The organism is Glaciecola sp. 33A (assembly GCF_002836745.1).
GTDB lineage: Bacteria > Pseudomonadota > Gammaproteobacteria > Enterobacterales > Alteromonadaceae > Glaciecola.
This window is the reverse complement of record NZ_PJAR01000033.1, coordinates 1-17,069: the sequence shown is the minus strand read 5'-3', so window position 1 is coordinate 17,069 and position 17,069 is coordinate 1. Positions and strand designations below refer to the sequence as shown.

General features: G+C 39.5%; 12 protein-coding genes and 1 pseudogene. 5 read left to right on the top strand and 8 right to left on the bottom strand.

Annotation, left to right across the window (positions count from 1 at the left end):
• Nucleotides 1-15 precede the first annotated feature (15 nt).
• Genes CXF81_RS06090 through CXF81_RS06080 form a run of 3 tightly spaced genes read right to left on the bottom strand, consistent with a single transcriptional unit; the run spans nt 16 to nt 2,290 of the window.
• Nucleotides 16-894 carry a hypothetical protein gene (locus CXF81_RS06090; RefSeq protein ID WP_157825506.1) on the bottom strand — a complete coding sequence of 293 codons (879 nt, stop codon included), beginning with the start codon at nt 892-894 and terminating at the stop codon, nt 16-18.
• A 3-nt stretch (nt 895-897) separates the two neighbouring features.
• Complete coding sequence (locus CXF81_RS06085) at nt 898-2,064, bottom strand: Arm DNA-binding domain-containing protein (protein ID WP_101180479.1); 1,167 nt, start codon at nt 2,062-2,064, stop codon at nt 898-900.
• Entirely contained in the window at nt 2,057-2,290 is a 234-nt protein-coding gene (locus CXF81_RS06080) for a hypothetical protein (protein WP_101180478.1), read from the bottom strand. Before CXF81_RS06080 ends, CXF81_RS06085 begins: the two co-directional genes overlap by 8 nt.
• A 117-nt stretch (nt 2,291-2,407) precedes the next feature.
• Here CXF81_RS06080 and CXF81_RS06075 point away from each other — a divergent pair, with 117 nt between their 5' ends.
• The gene (locus CXF81_RS06075) at nt 2,408-2,611 is read left to right on the top strand and encodes a helix-turn-helix transcriptional regulator (protein ID WP_101180477.1); all 204 of its coding nucleotides are present in this window, start codon (nt 2,408-2,410) and stop codon (nt 2,609-2,611) included.
• A 114-nt stretch (nt 2,612-2,725) separates the two neighbouring features.
• On the opposite strand, the gene CXF81_RS06070 is transcribed toward CXF81_RS06075, so the two are convergent.
• Together CXF81_RS06070 and dcm are read right to left on the bottom strand one after the other, a co-directional pair.
• The gene (locus CXF81_RS06070) at nt 2,726-4,036 is read right to left on the bottom strand and encodes an MvaI/BcnI family restriction endonuclease (RefSeq protein WP_101180476.1); all 1,311 of its coding nucleotides are present in this window, start codon (nt 4,034-4,036) and stop codon (nt 2,726-2,728) included.
• A gap of 79 nt (nt 4,037-4,115) precedes the next feature.
• Nucleotides 4,116-5,507: a DNA (cytosine-5-)-methyltransferase gene (gene dcm, locus CXF81_RS06065; protein ID WP_101180475.1), complete on the bottom strand. Its 1,392-nt coding sequence runs from the start codon at nt 5,505-5,507 to the stop codon at nt 4,116-4,118.
• Between the two features lie 463 nt (nt 5,508-5,970).
• Between dcm and CXF81_RS06060 the strand changes: the two genes are divergently transcribed.
• The 4 genes and pseudogenes from CXF81_RS06060 (at nt 5,971) to CXF81_RS20635 (ending at nt 14,210) form a co-directional block, all read left to right on the top strand.
• The gene (locus CXF81_RS06060; RefSeq protein WP_101180474.1) at nt 5,971-6,447 is read left to right on the top strand and encodes a hypothetical protein; all 477 of its coding nucleotides are present in this window, start codon (nt 5,971-5,973) and stop codon (nt 6,445-6,447) included.
• 1 nt (nt 6,448) lies between these two features.
• The gene (locus CXF81_RS06055) at nt 6,449-8,902 is read left to right on the top strand and encodes a hypothetical protein (RefSeq protein ID WP_101180473.1); all 2,454 of its coding nucleotides are present in this window, start codon (nt 6,449-6,451) and stop codon (nt 8,900-8,902) included.
• Nucleotides 8,902-12,180 (top strand): hypothetical protein, encoded by a 3,279-nt coding sequence (locus tag CXF81_RS06050; protein ID WP_101180472.1) that lies wholly within the window; start codon nt 8,902-8,904, stop codon nt 12,178-12,180. Before CXF81_RS06055 ends, CXF81_RS06050 begins: the two co-directional genes overlap by 1 nt.
• Nucleotides 12,181-12,699: 519 nt before the next feature.
• Nucleotides 12,700-14,210: pseudogene (locus CXF81_RS20635) on the top strand (transposase).
• A gap of 188 nt (nt 14,211-14,398) precedes the next feature.
• Here CXF81_RS20635 and CXF81_RS06040 read toward each other — a convergent pair.
• The 3 genes from CXF81_RS06040 to CXF81_RS06030 all read right to left on the bottom strand — a co-directional run.
• Nucleotides 14,399-15,442, bottom strand: a complete 1,044-nt coding sequence (locus CXF81_RS06040) for an FAD-binding protein (RefSeq protein WP_101180471.1) — start codon at nt 15,440-15,442, stop codon at nt 14,399-14,401.
• 204 nt (nt 15,443-15,646) lie between these two features.
• The gene (locus CXF81_RS06035; RefSeq protein ID WP_101180470.1) at nt 15,647-16,522 is read right to left on the bottom strand and encodes a PEP-CTERM sorting domain-containing protein; all 876 of its coding nucleotides are present in this window, start codon (nt 16,520-16,522) and stop codon (nt 15,647-15,649) included.
• 148 nt (nt 16,523-16,670) lie between these two features.
• Nucleotides 16,671-17,069, bottom strand: a 399-nt coding sequence (locus CXF81_RS06030) for a PEP-CTERM/exosortase system-associated acyltransferase (RefSeq protein ID WP_157825505.1), incomplete at its 5' end; no start/stop codon positions are given.

Here is a 17,069-nt window from a genome sequence, read left to right as displayed (position 1 = left end):
ATTAAATTAATTACTTTAATTTAAATTATTTGTTTGAAGGAGCGCACTGCCGCGGTCATAGACTTTTAGCATCTTTGCGGTTTTAGTTTTTGCTCTAAACCCATACTTTGCGGTTGGCGACACACATGTCCAATTGTGTCTCAACTGATTCGCTAAACCTTTGTGTTTTGACGACAAAATCTTGAGTGCCGCAGAACAAATCTCTAGCGTTAAATCGTCATGATCAACAGAATAGCCAAGATCAGCGCGGGTCAAGTCAGGCGTCAAAGTAAGCGTTTTACCAATATCGTGTAACAAGGCCGACACAATACCTATGTCTCTATCTGCGTGGCTAAGGGATTTATCTAAATAAAAACTCAAAGCAACCTCATAAGAGTGTTCAAGTAACCCGCCAAGATTATTGTGATGGTGATTTAAACTTGCAGGGCACTGTACAAATCGAATACCAATGTCGGGCTGTGATATCACATTGTCTAGAAACTCGCGTAGTTCAGTTGTCTTGATTTGTTCAATTAAACCAATCATGGCATGCAGAACATCAGGATAGGGGCAGCGCGCCACCGGCAATTGATAAATATTTCTGACCATATTGATACCTTTGTCAGCGTTCTGAATCATTTTGCATCTAAAATATGGTTCACTACCTGACATATCTAACGCAACTTCTATGTCAACGAGAGATTCAGGTTTCAAATCCTCTAAAATGCATGATTGATCACGACAATAAAGTGTCAGGGTGCATGACGCATCAGAAATCAAGAGGATTTTGACTTGGTTTTGTTGAGAGTCCAGCCTATCTGAACATCCAACCAAGTAGTAGGTACCTTTAAATCGAGTAAAGCTTGATGCATACATCAACAAAGGTTGATGACTAAGGCTAATCTGATTTCTCATTCGTTAACCTCCCACTACGTCCGCAAACATTTTGTTTGCGGCTGAACCGTCTTGGCGGGTCAAATTAGGCACGTAGCGTGAGTAAACTCTAAACAACATTTCCGTATTTGAATGCCCTAATTGATTCGCAATCCACTCTGGGTTTTCACCCGATGACAACCACAATGTCGCTGCGGTGTGGCGCATTTGGTATGGATTTCGCTTCGGTAAGCCAAGAAATTTTAGCAATGGATACCAGACGCGCTTTGTAACGTTGTCGTGCCGGAGTGGTTTACCCACATTATTCACAAATACATATGTATAGTCGCCAGTACTCAATTTCATTGTAAGATATGCTTGATACACAGGTTCACTCATTTGAATATTTCGCTGGCTAGCGTCGGTTTTAGTATAAGATTCCTCGCCATCTACAATGGTCTCTCTAACGAGAATACAGCGGTTTTTGAAGTCAACGTACTTCCACTTCAAGCCGTCAATTTCCCCCGTACGCATACCTGTGAAAAACCGGATAAGAAAGTCCTCATAAAAATCTTCACGCACGTTATCTAAAATCAACGCGATTTCGTCTATAGTAAAAGGCTGAATATCAGTCTTTGGGACCTTTAATGGCTTTACCCCGCGATAACCATTTATAAAGCCGAAACGGTCAGCCGCCTCTATTATGATTGCCCGCAGAATCTTCATATGACGGTTAATCGTTGAAGGCGCAAGCGACTTGCCACTTTTCTTCTTCACGTCACAGACATGCATCCTGAAAGCTAGCACCTGCTGCTTCGTAATTTGGTCGACAGGAATATCACCGAAAAACGGAATAATACGATTTTCTATAATTTGGACAACAGAATTAGTATGGGTTTTACGCCATTGCACCCGACTTTCAGATAACCACAATTCCGTAAATTTATCCATTGACGCCGTCATTCCATGACTTGCATCTATGGCTTGCGCGGTCGCTTTTAACTTGTTCACCGTCTTGCTATTTGGAAACATTGCTGAGAAGTCAAACTGACCTAGCAAAATCTCCGCCTCAATACGGTCGAGTATTTTTTGTAGCTTTTTACGATTTGCGGGCGTATCAGTTAACTCCGTTTGCTCGCGACAGCGAATATTGCGGAAGCGAAAATCTAAGTACAATTTGCCAGTTTCTTTACGAACGTTAATACTAGCCATGAGCGACCCCCCCTCTTGTCATTGGTATTGCCATAGGGTTTTTAGAAAACTTGACCATGTCTTTTTGAATGGCATCCCAGATGTAAAGGATTTTGCGGCCGCCAAATGGACGGATGTAGTGAACGCCTTCGATAAGAACTGAATCTTTTAGGCGTTCGCGAATGGTACGGGTGTCGTATTTTATCCGTTGAGATAATTCCGAGGTTGTTAAATAAGTCTGGTTCATACATAATCTCCTACCACTAAAAAGAGTGTTTTTGTAACTTAAGAGACACAATATATAACTCCACCGGCGCAGTCAAGCATTTTTTGTACCTGCAAAGGAACATTATGATACTAAAAAATGATAAAATGTAACCTATCAGGATTATTAGGCGCTAAACGGTTAAAGATAGCCGATGTAGTTAGAGAAACTGGTATTAATAGAGGTACGGTTAATAGGATCTATCACGAAACGACTACCAGAATTGATTATGATACGCTTGAGAGGTTGTGTAGGTATCTAGATTGTGGTGTTGGTGATCTATTAGAAGTAATTCATGAGTAGTTTGTGCATGGCGGGTAAGCTCACTTTGTAATCAAACATACGCTTGAGCATTTTTAAAAACTACGTTTGAATATTTGTTACCAGTTATGAAAGCAAATAATTAGATTCTACCAATTACAGCTCTACGTCAGATATTTTCTCAAATAAGGAATGTAAATTTTTCCACTTAATGCGTAATTGGTTTCGCTTCTTTGGCTTCCATTTATAATTAACAAATTTGAGATTTACTCCGGGGTCATAGTAAATAGCTTGGTCCCAAATGCTATTTAAAAAGTTCTGCAATGTCGCTCCTTCAGCTAAACGAATCTCTGGACCAAATAGATATTCAGGAATAGTTTCCTTTATTTTTGTAACGCTCACAAAACAAGTTTTTGAATGCTTGTTCTTCCAATGATCAATTAACTTACCGAATCCCCAACCAGCAGCAAGAACGCTATTTGAATCGATTAAATGCAATCCCCCAGTCGGGTCAGTTATCTTTGATGTTGTGCGATCAAACCCAACTAACCTTAGAGTTAACTGCGTGCTAATGTTTGTTTCACCATGTTTATGTATACCAGTAAAGTCCATTCGTTCTTGTTCTTTAACTTTGCCATAATTTCGTACAAAAAATTCTAGAGATTCGAGGTAAGTCCCACAACTTGGCTCTGGTGTCATTAATGTAACGACGCTGCCAGAATGTGATTTGAGTTCCCAATCCTCAAAGTCTGGGTCAGGAGAACCATTAGGGGTAATACCAAATAGAGCCTCTAACGTATAGCCTGCCCCATTTTGAGCCTTATAATCTATTCTATTACCGTCTCGATCAAGCCTATGAGATTGTACCGGTCCCATTTTGTATATTTCTTGTAGCCGAGCCAATAATTTTTCTTTTGAGTCAGACCTTTGAACATAAAGCTCATAGAACACGGAAGTGATGAGTTGTGTTTCTTGATTGGAAATAAGGGATAAGGCTTGCTTGCTTACATCAGATTCCCATGCACTTACATATGCAAACACCTTATTTTTCTTAATACCGAGAAAAAGGTAACGGTTACTACTTTCCCGAGCTTTGCGTTGCTCTGGAGTAGCAGGTTTCATTAGTTGGCTAGGTGCTAATGAACAGTTCTGCAAAAAACCAGATAAACGCACCTCCGGATATTTTGGATATAGTATAAATTGGGTCCCTTTCGCCTGTTCTGGGGCTCTATCAGGGGCTATCCACCAAAAATCAAGGCGAGACTTAAAGATTGGTCCTTTAGAGCTCATCCCGTCATTGCGTGTTTCACCGCTCGGTATTAACTGAATAACATCAAAGTTGCCACCAAAGTATATTTGTTGCTTTGAATTGTCATTGTTTGCAAGTGGTTTAAAAACAACTTTAGTGCAGCCTAGAATCGTAAAAGCCGCCTTTATATCTGATAAGTTCTGAAACTCGATAACCATTAACTCACGTCAATATCCATATACTTGTGTTTAACTATATGATCTTATTACGTCAATTGAAATGGATTAGTAAGTCAAATTAGGCGGCGACTTCATTCTGTTTATTTTTATTCGTTAACTCCATCGCTTCTTCAATGAGAGGTCCCATCAAAGCTGCGATTGCTGTGAAAACTGGCACAACAACCGAGTTACCAAATTGTTTATATGCTTGGGTATCAGATACTGGTATAACAAATTCATTACCATCCGGTTTGTCAAAGCCCATCAGTCTTGCACATTCTCTTGGGGTAAGCCTTCTTGGCCTGCGAATTTGATTGCCCTCATTCCAGAAGTCTTGTTCTCCAAGTTCTTTATCCCAACCTCTATCTATCAATATCTCCGATCCATCTTTATGGTAACGAGCAGACAAGGTTCTACAAACAGCATCAAGATTTTTGGGACTTACTAATCCGTAACCAAAACCGTTTCCCTTGGCTTTGTGTTTTTTGGAATATTCATATAAGTATTCCCAAAGCCTTGGTGTCAGTGTGTACTTTGACTCGCGTTCTGTATCTAATTTTTCAAGCAAGTCGGCTAATGTTGGTTTAACTTTGGGGAATTGTAGAGCGCTTAAACTTAAACGCTGAGTGAGGCCAAGGTCTCTTCTAAAGCCAACTAGGGCAATTCGTTCTCTATGCTGAGGTAAAAAACGACCACCATCTACTATTCTAGGATCCTTAACACCAGTGCCTTTATAACTTGGATCAGAAACGTCATAGCCTAGTTCATCTAAAGCCTCTAAAATGACTTTAAAGGTTTTCCCTTTATCATGACTCTTTAAGTTTTTTACATTTTCCAATAAGAACGCTTTCGGTTGTGTAGCCCTTATAATTCTGCAAACATCAAAAAACAAAGTTCCTTGTGCTTCATCTTCAAATCCATGACTTCTGCCTAGCGAATTCTTTTTGGAAACCCCCGCTAGCGAAAAAGGTTGGCACGGAAAGCCTGCAAGTAAAACATCAAACTCAGGGATACTTTGCCTAATATGATGATCAGCGAGTTCTTCAGCAACATCGTCTTTATTTGAAAGCGTTACTTCTCGGATGTCCTCATTAAAAACGTGGTGTAGAGGATCAGAATAATGATTAGCTTTATAAGTTCGTAAAGCAAACTTGTTCCACTCACTAGTGAATACACACTTGCCGCCTATTTCTTCAAATCCTTTGCGGATACCGCCAATTCCAGCAAACAAGTCAATGAAACGGAAGCAAGGGGTATCGTAATAGTGCGGTTTTTTGGGGAATAGCCCCTCTAAAAAGAAGATTTCTTTTTCATCAAACGTTTTGTCACTTTTATCTTTTAGTACTCGGTTTATAGTTTCGCGGCACCAATCGTTATCGGTAACAGGATTTAATTTTTCAGCGATTTGCTTCTGATCATAAATTTCTAACAGGCGACTTAGCAGTTGTTTAGTTTGATCTTTTTTGTTCATTTATATTCGCCTATAATTTTACGTAAAAGTTTATCACTCGTTTGACCCAGAGTAAAACTATATGCCTGTTTAAATATACAGTTTTAATCTTTTTAGAGATTATATAAATAAAATAGAGAGGCAACTACTGGTATTTAGAACGTGATCCTCCCCTAAGTGTGTGAGTATTTTTTTAATGGTTAGTTAGTGTGTCTATGATGCAAGCAATTATGCCTACATTGTATTTTTCATACTTTTCGTATTCGGTAGTGTCAATGTTGAATACTAGTACTGCTTTCAGAAGCAACCTCCAAAGTTAGTAATAAATCAATGTTAATCTATATTCTCCGTAATTATTGGGTTAGATTGATTTATAGTTTAATTTAAATGAACCAAAATTAAGCCCATTTTAAACCGACTAGACACGACAAAGGCACGGTATTATACTAATATTGTCGCTTTATAATATAGATATTATTGTAACATGAATTCAAACAGTTCCAGTATGCTATCAGCAGTATCGGTTAATCTTTCAGAAATCTATTCAGTTCACCCCTCTGTGGGAAACGATTACTCCAAAACTGTACATTGTGATTTCGCGGCTAATCGGCCAGTCTTTTCTAAAGAGCAGTTGGTCGAGTTTAGTAAGCTGCATCCTCTGCACTTAATAAAAGCAAAATATAATGGTGGCTACTTCATTTTTGGAGGTCTTCGTATCTATGAGATTGCAGCGACTTTAGAATTCAATGATGCACCCTTGACGGCATTCGTATATTCAGAAAAGACCAAAAACGCTGTTATAATGTCGATATTTCATGCTGACACATTGATATCGCCACTTGTCTATTCACTCGGGACTAAGCCTCGCTCACAATTGATAAAATTAAGAGAGCTTTTTGGCAAAGAGCTTTGCACAAAGCTCTGCTCTATCTACGGCCGCCTAGACAGAGGGAGCTTCTAGTTTGTTTCAGGATTACACACCGTCGTTAAAAAAGTTAGAACTTGATAATCACAAGACAATTCGGCGCCTTTTATATCATTTGGATGCCCCTTCTAATTTGCTCGCGATTGAGGGTGTGTTGGAAAACTACTTGTTTTATATATGCGATCGCTCGTTACTAACAGTGTTTGAAGCCTCATACAAAAAGGAAGCAAGAATCTTAATTGAGGCAGTCAAAAATCTTGGCGACGACGACAGCATGAGAAGCAGACGTAATGTAGACTTCAAAAAGTTATTTACAGGGTACTTAGAAAAGAATGCGATATATGTAGTTCTCTACCTCAAAGACGACACGTACCAAAATGCTCTCACCATACTTCAGCAGACAGTGCTTTATTGTCGTAAATGGGCACCAATAAAAGCGCTAGATTTTAAACCCGCTGATATTGTAGATTTTTGCAGGGCGGTACGAGTTTGGACCGAGAATAAAGATGCTAGGCTTTGGTTGGCCACCACTTTTAAAGATATAGAGTTACCTCTACGCAAAGTCCTTTCACTTATAGAAGTAGAACTAAAACGTGTTCGGGATGGGTTGTCATTAAAATCAATTGACAGTGAAAAGCAAGCTAAAAGTTACGAAAACAATCTACTAAATTCATTAAGATTACTGCGCTGTGCCGCTGGCGTTAATGTTACACGAAGAGAAAGCCAATCTGCAATATCTTGGACACCACATAGTGTCAGGCACTCCTTGGGTATGAGGGGATATTCACAAATATCAGAGACATCATTGCTTATTGTTCTAGCCGAAGAAGAAACAGAGCAAGCGGAAAATAGTCTTTTACTTTCTGCTCTGCAGATGCCTGATAAAAAGGATCATGAGGAGCTTAAACATGCAAATATAGAACTATATGAAGAGCTCGAGGAAAGTGACCTCCTTATTACCGAATTAACGACTGCAGCCAGTTACATACAAAAATACACCGATAAAAGAAAAGGCAGGGACGCAAGACATCGTATTGAAAAATTCAATCAATATAGTCCGCTGAGTATTAGATGTTTAAATCAACTGGAGTGCGACCAAATATGGCAATTCATTGGAGGCAAGTCTGATGCTTACGCCAGCATAGAAACTGAATCAGCAATATTGATTATGTTTTTTTTGTCACTACCGTTCAAACACCTAGAAAGCTTCACTATCTATCAAGATTCAAAACGAAAAGTTAATGACGGATGGGGCTATTGTATGGCATCAAAAGCTTGGATTGTTCCTGCTTACGAGCTTCACTACAAGCTACCTTTAATAAAAACTAATAATGCGTACAATCTTGCGTGTCATTATCTATTGAAAAGTGACACCCTTATTCTCAGCAAAATGCATATGCTCTTAGGTGACACTGACAAGAAAACTCGAAAACCGTTTACTGGTTGGAGCGAAGATAAGCCCCAATATACAAACCTTCAGTACACATTAAAAACGATCTGCACCACCCTTGATATCCGAAGACTCTCGAATCATTTGTTTAATATCGCGCAAAACACCATTGGGAAATCAGCTTCAACGTTTCTATTTAATCGTCCCTCCTCGGGCTCTTTTGCTGAGCTCTACTACACCGCCGTAAATACTGAATTTTTGAACTATAGATATGAGCAGTTATTGTTAAGCCTAGACCTCAAATATAAGCCAAACAAATATGAATCGAGTCCGGATGCTCGCAATATATATGTTGGAGCTAGATACCGACCTAAAGTGTGCTTTTTGAGAAACGTAATCCAGGGTATGCGCAATGACATTGAACGACTGAGAAAAAGCTTAGTATCGCAGGACGATTGCTGGATTGAGTTTCACAATAGATACACCGCTTACTGCATTTTCACACAAGGTTTTATAACCGGTCATCGAGCAACTATTGACCCCTTTCTCGTCGATGGAAATCTAATACGCGATGAGTTAATTGCATTGTTTAATGACAAAAGGCAGCACGACAATTTTAATCAAAGAATAGTGCCTATTATCCAAATGGCTGTCGACATTGCTGATGCTTACCAAGAGCATATTAAAAGCATTGAGGTAAAATTAATCAGGGTTGGATTACATAAAAAAAGAAAAAGTGACCAATATAATAAACAAACTACATTTTTATTGGTTAAAAATAGCCAAGATAAAATAGATATAGAGCCCTCTAGCCCAACAAACCTGAAAAAATACATGTCTAGTGTCAATATCGATGACGCTGATAATTATCATTTTGACTTACCCATGAATATAAATAGAAAGTTGCTTCGCAGCAGCATGATTGAAAGCGACGTGGACGAGCGTTTTATCGATGGCTTTATGGGCCATGCAGAGCTAGGGCGGGTCTTTTGGGACAGATTTTCGGGCATACAATTTCAAGATTACCAACATGCCACTCGCGCACATTTAGCTCGCATTGCAACAGCCTTGAACCTTAAAGCTGTAATAGGAATGCGCTAATGAGCCAGTCGATTACGTGTACCGAAACAATCAGTAATTTGGTTGAATGGCGCCAATCAATAAATCCGCAGCGCGGGCACCAGTCGCAATTGACACAACAAGATTATGATTTTTTAAGATTAATGGTGCTTCGAACCAACAACAGTGAAACGGAATATACATCAAAACAATTATTGACTGCCCTTAATGAGCTAGCATCTAACTCCCCTAAATTTGAACCTGACGTTTTGCTATCAGGAATAAGTAAACTTATTCGACCAAGCCCGCCTGTAACAGAGGAGCTAATACCCGACATCGAGAAGCTTAAGCGTATCGACATCCTCTGGTTAAACCAAAATAGTGATAATTTCACATCGGTATACCAGCATATGGGCTATTTACTATATGGATTTGCTAGGTTCGGCGGTATATTACGGTCAGATTTATTACAAAATCTGTGTGTTATATTGCAACAACCAATCAAACGACTTGATAACCTGTATTGGATTGAACTTGAAGGACAGGCAAATGAAACGCATATCTATCACCCGCCAGCAATAGTGCTGCTAGCGCTGAGCAAGTGGTATTCCCAGTTCGACACTCTTTCCTCTAGTTGGAACGACGAATACGTAACATTTGAAGAAAGGCGCTGGCTACGAAACATAAACTCGTTTATCAAGCAGACAAAAGCAGAACCAATTTATAGCGCACAATCAAACCTTATAAAGGGCATTAAGGCTTTACTAAGCTTCTATATTTCGCCTTGCAGCATAAGTATTAGCTCGGGTGAACTCTTGAACTTAACACTTGAGCCAAGTTGCTATAACCGACTAATTACCGGCAAGGCACCAAAAGCCCAAATAAAAGCAACAAAGGAGCCTCTTAGTAACACAATAATCCCCCTACCAGAAGCCATTACTAATGTTGGGCATATACCAGAAAGACATTCTCAGAGAGATAATCAACGAAATCATAATATTGAAACGCTCGCCAACAACATAATGAAAAAGAGTCGCCATATCTTAAATAGGCATAGAAATGTGCCAAAACATAAATCACTCGCCAACATACGGCAAGCAAGTCACAAGTTAAAGACACTCTCTGACTCACCCGACATACCTATCAATTTCAAGATAATCCTACAATGGGCCTCATTCAGATTGGTATCAAAAGGATTATGGTCCAATAAGTTATCAATCAGCACTGTTGCAGGTAATTTATCCGTTATTAAAAGATACTTACTACCTATGCTAGTGAGTAGCAATGTCAATGAGCTCAATAAAAATCAGTTCGACCAAATTTATGATGCCATTATTGATATTTCCGATTCGCACAATGGTAAAAAGAAAACTGCCGCCATTTTGCGTGATTTTCATAGTTATTTAGAAGCCCATTATTCTGTTCCGCCTTCGTATGCTTTTAACAAATATATTTTTGCGGGAACAAAAAAAGCTGCGGCGTCTGTTGACGCCCATGTATTAATGCCTTGGGAATATAAAAAAACCCTTAGATTTTTAGCCCCTATAGCGGCAGACACAAGCAATAAGAAGATCCTCAAATTAGCCAGACAAGTGGCTTTAATTTTTGGCTTTAAATTCGGATTGCGACGAAACGAGATAATGTATTTGTTAAAAACTGATTTAGTTATACATAATTCGGTATTACTTGAATTGAATGTCAGCGACAACGAGAAGCGAAGTCTAAAAACAGTCGCTGGAAATCGTCGAATTAGGGCTATCTGTCTTGACAATGAAGAGCAAGAAATAGTTCTCACATTGTTGTCATTACAAGAAACAGTATCAAAGGACAACAACTATCTCTTTGCCAGTTTTGATACCCGTTACCTATACATACCAGTAAAAAACATATTTAACCCTATTTCAAAATGTCTTGAGTATTTAACTAATGACCAAACGATGCGTTTTCACCGGTTAAGACACTCATACGCTACATGGCGTTACCTATACGAAAACCGGAAGTGCAAGCTACATCCTATATTTAGGCTATCAAGCCTGTCGAGAAAACAGATTAGTAGTTTATTTGATAATGTTAAACCTACTAATGATGGTAGATTTTCGCACGATATTGGTAGGGAAATAGGCCATAGTTCGCCGTCAATTACGATGACCCATTATATTCACAGTGCTATATGGCTTCACGAAATCGAATTAGATAATGCGACGTCTCATCATACAGATCAAAACATAGCTGCTGTTGCTGGTGTAAGCACGAGGACTATTGTTAGGAAAAAATTGCAATATGAAAAACTAGATGAGAATACGAAAGAAAAATTCGCGAACTCTTTTCATGATTGGCTTGCCCGGATGCAGTTAAGTAGCAGTAAATCGACCCAAACTGATAAAAAGCTTTTTGAACATAGAAAACTATCAAAGCTAAGGGTTGAGCGAGGAGAGTTACTTAATAGGCCTCAACAAGAGTTTGTTGCTTTTAGGGCAATTCGTGAACATTATAAAACCAAAACGTCACTCGAGTTTTATGCTCGGCAGTATAACGTTCCCCTCAGTGCACTGGAGAAAGCAAAAGAAGCAGCAAAAGTACTGTTTACTATAAAATATGGCGAGGACGGACAGCCTGGACATTCAAAACACCGCCATAGGTTAAAACATAAAGCACCTTCTCCAGACAGTTCTAAACTTAGTCAGAAGGCATTAAGGTTGGAGCGACTCAGGTTTGAACCGCGTAAAAAAGAGCATAGAAAAATTGCGCGCCGGCTGCTAAGCGCTATCAATACAACCATCCAAAATGAACCAGTAGCTAAACTAGAGTATGACTGGCTTTTGAAGCATATTTTGAATAACGATAACTTTAATAGCCCTACAATAAAATTTACACAGCCGTCGGATTTCCATCGGTTTTGTAAACTTATAATAATCACAGATAAGTATTATGGCATCGACAAAGTGGCTGACACTTTGGAGGAGTTCAAGAAAAGGCTTACCCTGAGGTTAAGTGTGCGACTTCATAAAAAAAATGCTGCCATTGACGACAAACAGCAACTAAATAAATGGTATTCAAACTTTCAGCTAGATGAGCTAATTTGGAGCTTTGATGAACGCATTATTAATCAGAATAGAGACCCAAAGTCACGAAATATTGACTCATATATTAGGGTTGCAGTTTCTGATTTGGAGCCAATCCGTAAAGGATCACCAAGCAAAAAAAGACAACATTATCGGCGCAGTAGTACTGGCTTTTCTTATGCTTTGTCTGTTTTATTTTTAACTTGGGAGTTAAATATAAATGATAGGCAAGAAATAGAAGGTGAATCAGACAAATAAATTGTATTGGAGTGATTGTGCTAGTGTCATTACCAAGGGGAAATATCGTTCTAATTTCCAAGCAACTTTGTCGTAATGACACCAGCAGTTAGCTTTTATTATTGCAACCTGACTGGCTCAAAGAAGCCAAACGGCCATTCGTATGTCAAATTTTTACCAGAAGTTAAAACCCTTTTTGGTCATCGGTATCGAAATAATATCTATCCATTGTTGGCAGCGTCGCCGCTTTATAATAGGAAAGCGTTGCATTGACCGATTGAACTCACAGCACATTCTTCCCGTACAATGTTGAACGACGTAGGACCGCTTAGGGCAGTTAGCCGACTGTCGGTGTTTCAATCAATATGACTGCTGTGCCCTCGATTAGGAATCATTGCCACATTTTGAGTTGCCGTTCTTGGAAGCGGTCATTCAAGATATACCGGCAGTACCTCACCTCCCAAAATCAGGCTCATAGTTCAGTCGTTTTCTAAGCTCTTGTTTGACATCCTTGAATGCCACTATTCAAGGACGAAGGAAGTGCTGGCAATACAGCAAGAACAAAAGTACAAACGGCACCGCCCCGAAACTACCTCGCTGTATCAGTTGGTAGAACGTTATTATCCTGAATTTACTACAAGCCTAGCCGAGCAAAGCAAGTACTTACCCAAATATGTTGAACGTGAGTTTGATGAATTCTTGCGTTGCGGTCGACTTGAGTACGGATTTTTACGCGTGGTATGCGGCGACTGCAAACATAAAAAGTTAGTCGCGTTTAGCTGCAAGCGACGTGGATTTTGCCCCAGTTGTGGTGCCAGAAGAATGGCAGAAAGTGCAGCTTTGTTGGTCGATGATGTGCTACGAGGCTACCCAGTTCGTCAATGGGTGTTGAGCCTCCCCATCCCTTTGCGCTTGCTATTGGCAAGATACCCAAGTGAGTTAAGTAAAGTGATGCAAATCATTCACCGCGCCATTTCCACTCACATTGTGAACAAAGCAGGTTGTACCAACAAACAGGCAAAACCGGTGCCGTTACGCTCATTCAGCGATTCGGTAGCGCCCTCAACCTTAATATCCGCTTCCACATGCTGTTTTTAGAAGGCGCAATAAGTGAAAATCCATGGGGTGGTACCACCTTTACCCGCATCAAAGCGCCATCTCATCAAGAGATGCTTGAACTAGTGCATACTATCAGCCATCGCATTGCTCGATATTTAGAAAAAGTCGGTTTAGTACAACGCGATATGGAAAATAGTTACCTCAATTTGCCAATTGATGATGAGGATAGCCTGCTACAGTTGCAAGGAGCGTCTGTTAGCTATCGCATAGCCATGGGTCCTCAGCAAGGGCAGAAAGTATTTACCTTGCAAACCCTTCCGGCAACTAATGAAGGTGAATTTGGCCAGTTGGCCAATACCTCTGGTTTTTCTCTTCACGCCGGTGTCTTCGCCAATGCAGCTGAGCCAGAGAAATTAGAAAGGCTGTGCCGCTATATCAGTCGTCCGGCCATTAGCGAGCAACGTTTGAGTATGACTGACCATGGAAAAGTACGCTATGATTTGAAAACGCCCTACAGTGATGGAACGACTCACGTCTTCTTTGACCCCATCGATTTCATTGGCAAACTAGCCGCACTCATTCCACCACCAAGACTTAACCTCACCCGATTTTTTGGCGTTTTTGCTCCTAATAGTAACTTAAGAGCGCAAGTGACAGCATCCCAGCGAGGGAAAAACAGTCCTAAACTAGTAAACAAAGAAGAATGCGACTCTGATAAGCCTTATCATGCCAAGAGCATGACGTGGGCACAGCGTTTGAAGAGAGTTTTCAACATAGACATTACCGAATGTGAGAAATGTCTAAAGAACAATGTGACGATAATTGCCTGCATTACCCAACCTAACATCATTCACAAGATATTATTGTATTTAGACAAACATGGCTCACCCATTACTGGCAACAATACCAGAGCACCGCCACTTAAGGCTGCTGAGCAAACGACAATGTTTGATGATCTCACCATCCAAAGGGACTTTGACTTTGGTGCGTAACAAAAAAGAAACATCATGATGCTTGAATATTCCATATTCTGAGGCAAGGCGTTTAGCATCTCACTATCCAGATTTCAGTAGTAACAGCCAGATTACGTGTTCACCCCAACGACAAAGATTTCGCTAATTTCCCCAACGCAACAAATAAGCAAACGCGAAACTACCCTCAAATATAGCTGTCACGGAAGCTAGTCAGTAGCGTTAATTCGTCCTATACTCATAGCTTTAGCTTTTCTTTTAAACACTTTTTTAGTTGCCTTAACTACTTCTTTATCACCATAAATAGAACCTACCACTAACCAATGTGGCAGCTGGTTTTCAGAGGCGATATCCTGAATTTGTTGTTCGCTCATGAGAACGTTACTTTCAAATCCATTTGGATTTTCTGTGGTGATAGAAATCAGTCTCCGTCTGTCCATCAAATTTATCGAACCAACAATACCCGCGTAATTTTTTAGGATATTTTTGACCAGAGCAACTGTATCTTCAAATTGCTCTTCATTAAATACCTTTAGGTAAAAAGCACTAAAATATTCAGGTTTAGGCGCGAGTCTTATCGTCATCTCAGAAACGATGCCTAAATTACTTTGAGTAAAAAGACCATCAATGTAAGGGCCTAAGCCCCATTTATAAGATTTATCAATGAAATCTGTGTTAGATTGATCGAATGCAGAAAGAGCAGATTCATATTGGTGCTCACAAAGTTCAGGGTGCGGGATAAATGCTTTCAAGGCAGTGCAAGCATAAAAATGATCATTATGTGGAGTAATTCCATAACCTCGTTCCAGCGCATTGCTTACAACGCCAGCCTCTGGCCCTGCACCCGTGACTGGTGCCATGAACTCCCAATTGTTCTCAGTCAAAAAGTCATACAGTTGCTGCTGGGTTACGCCTGGACCAAGGGTAACCAGTCCAAGTTCCTTATCAGTGCTAGATATGTTACTCAACTGACCTAGATCAAGGATGACGTTTGGCCGGCCTGAACACAAATTAAAAGAACCATATCCCCAGTTTTTATTAGTACCTACTGGGTATAAATTAAATTGCAAAACATTGGCTAGCTTTAGAGCTTTGCCTATTGTCATCACTTTTTTGACAACAATTACACAATCAATATTGATAGGGGCTGAAAATGTTGTTTTTCCATAATGTTGGGTTGCTTCTTTAGTCTCAATCAAAAGCACGTCATCTTCTACAGAAAACTGTTTTTTTAGTTCGTCAATGATTTGCATAAATCTCTCAAATTCCTTTAGAAGGCACTCTACAGGATATGATTAAGACATTTGTTGATTTATTTTACAAGCTTCACAATGGAGTTCATGTATATTCAGTGATGGTAAGACCAGAAGTTATTTGGTGAGATAATATATGAGCAATATAATTCTCCAGATATAAAAAAAAGCCAACAATGTTGGCTTTTTTATTTTAGGTGTAATTTACTTGCGAAGTCTATTTCTAAGTCCTAAGCCTAATAAACCTAAAACCAATAAAGCAATACCCGTTGGAGCAGGGACAGGAACTTCTCTATCTGAAAGACCAATTACAATATTATCGAATTCGCCGGCAACACCATTTGAAGTAAACCTTAACTTTGTAAATACTACTAAAGCATCAAATACAATTTCTACATACACGTTGGCGCCTGGTTGATTCTGACTACCAGAATTGGCATTACCTGCTGCAAGTACCTCTGTACCAAAGAGTTGAGTAGTCGTACCATCTTCATAATAGAATGTAAAATCATTATAAGTTTCAACTGAACCCCAGTAGAAACCAAGATAGTTGATAGCACCAAGACCGACGTTTGATAAGAAAGCTGAGTAATCAACTTCAACCCATGATGGAACTGTACCGCCTTCTTTGGGTGTATAACCAAAACAAGTTGTGTCACCGGCTGGAGACGCTGCTACACCACTTTTTGACCCTTTACGAACACCAAAAGCGTCAGCCGAATTACCAGTTACTTGGATCCCAGCACCGACACCATTTACGGCACAATCTACATGAGCAGTAGTATCAGTATCATTATAAGCAGTGCTGCCAACAGAGAACGGAATTGTAGTACCGGGCAGATATGTTTGAGTTCCTTGGTCAAAAGTTTCAACGAAAAAACCATTACCACCATCTGTTAAATTATCAGAAGGAACATTTACACTGGTAAGTCCAGAACCGTCATCTGCTACTTGAGCAACTCCGTTGAGGTCAGATGATGACCCAAACTTAATTGTTGCTGCACTAGCACTGCCAGCGACTGACATCGCTAACAATACGCTAGCTGAAATCATTTTTGAATTGTTAAATAAGTTTTTCATTTTTTTTACTTGCGATTGTGAAATTTTCTGAACAACAAATACTAAGCACTCTTCGTGCCAAAAATAAAAATGCTTTTAAAAACAATTAATTGTGTTTTATGTCATTTTAAAAAAATAAAAATTGTAAAAAAAGCTGACATTTTTTAGGCTATTGATCAATTTTAAATTGGCTGATTATCTTTTTATCGATGTTATTTAGGATTTTCTTAAAGCCAGGTGTTAATCCCGTCATTAATAGATTGCGGCTAATATAATAAGGAGCGCGTTGGCCATGATATTCTACAATAGGTCCGACTTTTTCAAATGAAATACCAACAAACCGCAAACTTCTTGCTAATCTTGGCTCCATCATCACAAAGCAATGATTTATATCTTGTCGCAAACAAATTGACGCCGCAGAGAGATATAGTCCCACAGCAATAAAAGGAAAACATCTGAGTTCTCTTTCAGCATAAAACTGCTCGTTTATAACACCGGTTGCTGAACCCGTAAATCGGTCAGTTTGACGTTTTCTGAACTGTGCCGGTACGGCTAATCTTGATATTTC

Bases quoted from the DNA above. Each gene is read 5' to 3' on its own strand.
- dcm (WP_101180475.1), bottom strand. From the start codon at position 5,507: ATGAACAAAAAAGATCAAACTAAACAACTGCTAAGTCGCCTGTTAGAA.
- CXF81_RS06070 (WP_101180476.1), bottom strand. From the start codon at position 4,036: ATGGTTATCGAGTTTCAGAACTTATCAGATATAAAGGCGGCTTTTACG.
- CXF81_RS06080 (WP_101180478.1), bottom strand. From the start codon at position 2,290: ATGAACCAGACTTATTTAACAACCTCGGAATTATCTCAACGGATAAAA.
- CXF81_RS06090 (WP_157825506.1), bottom strand. From the start codon at position 894: ATGAGAAATCAGATTAGCCTTAGTCATCAACCTTTGTTGATGTATGCA.
- CXF81_RS06050 (WP_101180472.1), top strand. From the start codon at position 8,902: ATGAGCCAGTCGATTACGTGTACCGAAACAATCAGTAATTTGGTTGAA.
- CXF81_RS06085 (WP_101180479.1), bottom strand. From the start codon at position 2,064: ATGGCTAGTATTAACGTTCGTAAAGAAACTGGCAAATTGTACTTAGAT.
- CXF81_RS06060 (WP_101180474.1), top strand. From the start codon at position 5,971: ATGAATTCAAACAGTTCCAGTATGCTATCAGCAGTATCGGTTAATCTT.
- CXF81_RS06040 (WP_101180471.1), bottom strand. From the start codon at position 15,442: ATGCAAATCATTGACGAACTAAAAAAACAGTTTTCTGTAGAAGATGAC.
- CXF81_RS06075 (WP_101180477.1), top strand. From the start codon at position 2,408: ATGATAAAATGTAACCTATCAGGATTATTAGGCGCTAAACGGTTAAAG.
- CXF81_RS06035 (WP_101180470.1), bottom strand. From the start codon at position 16,522: ATGAAAAACTTATTTAACAATTCAAAAATGATTTCAGCTAGCGTATTG.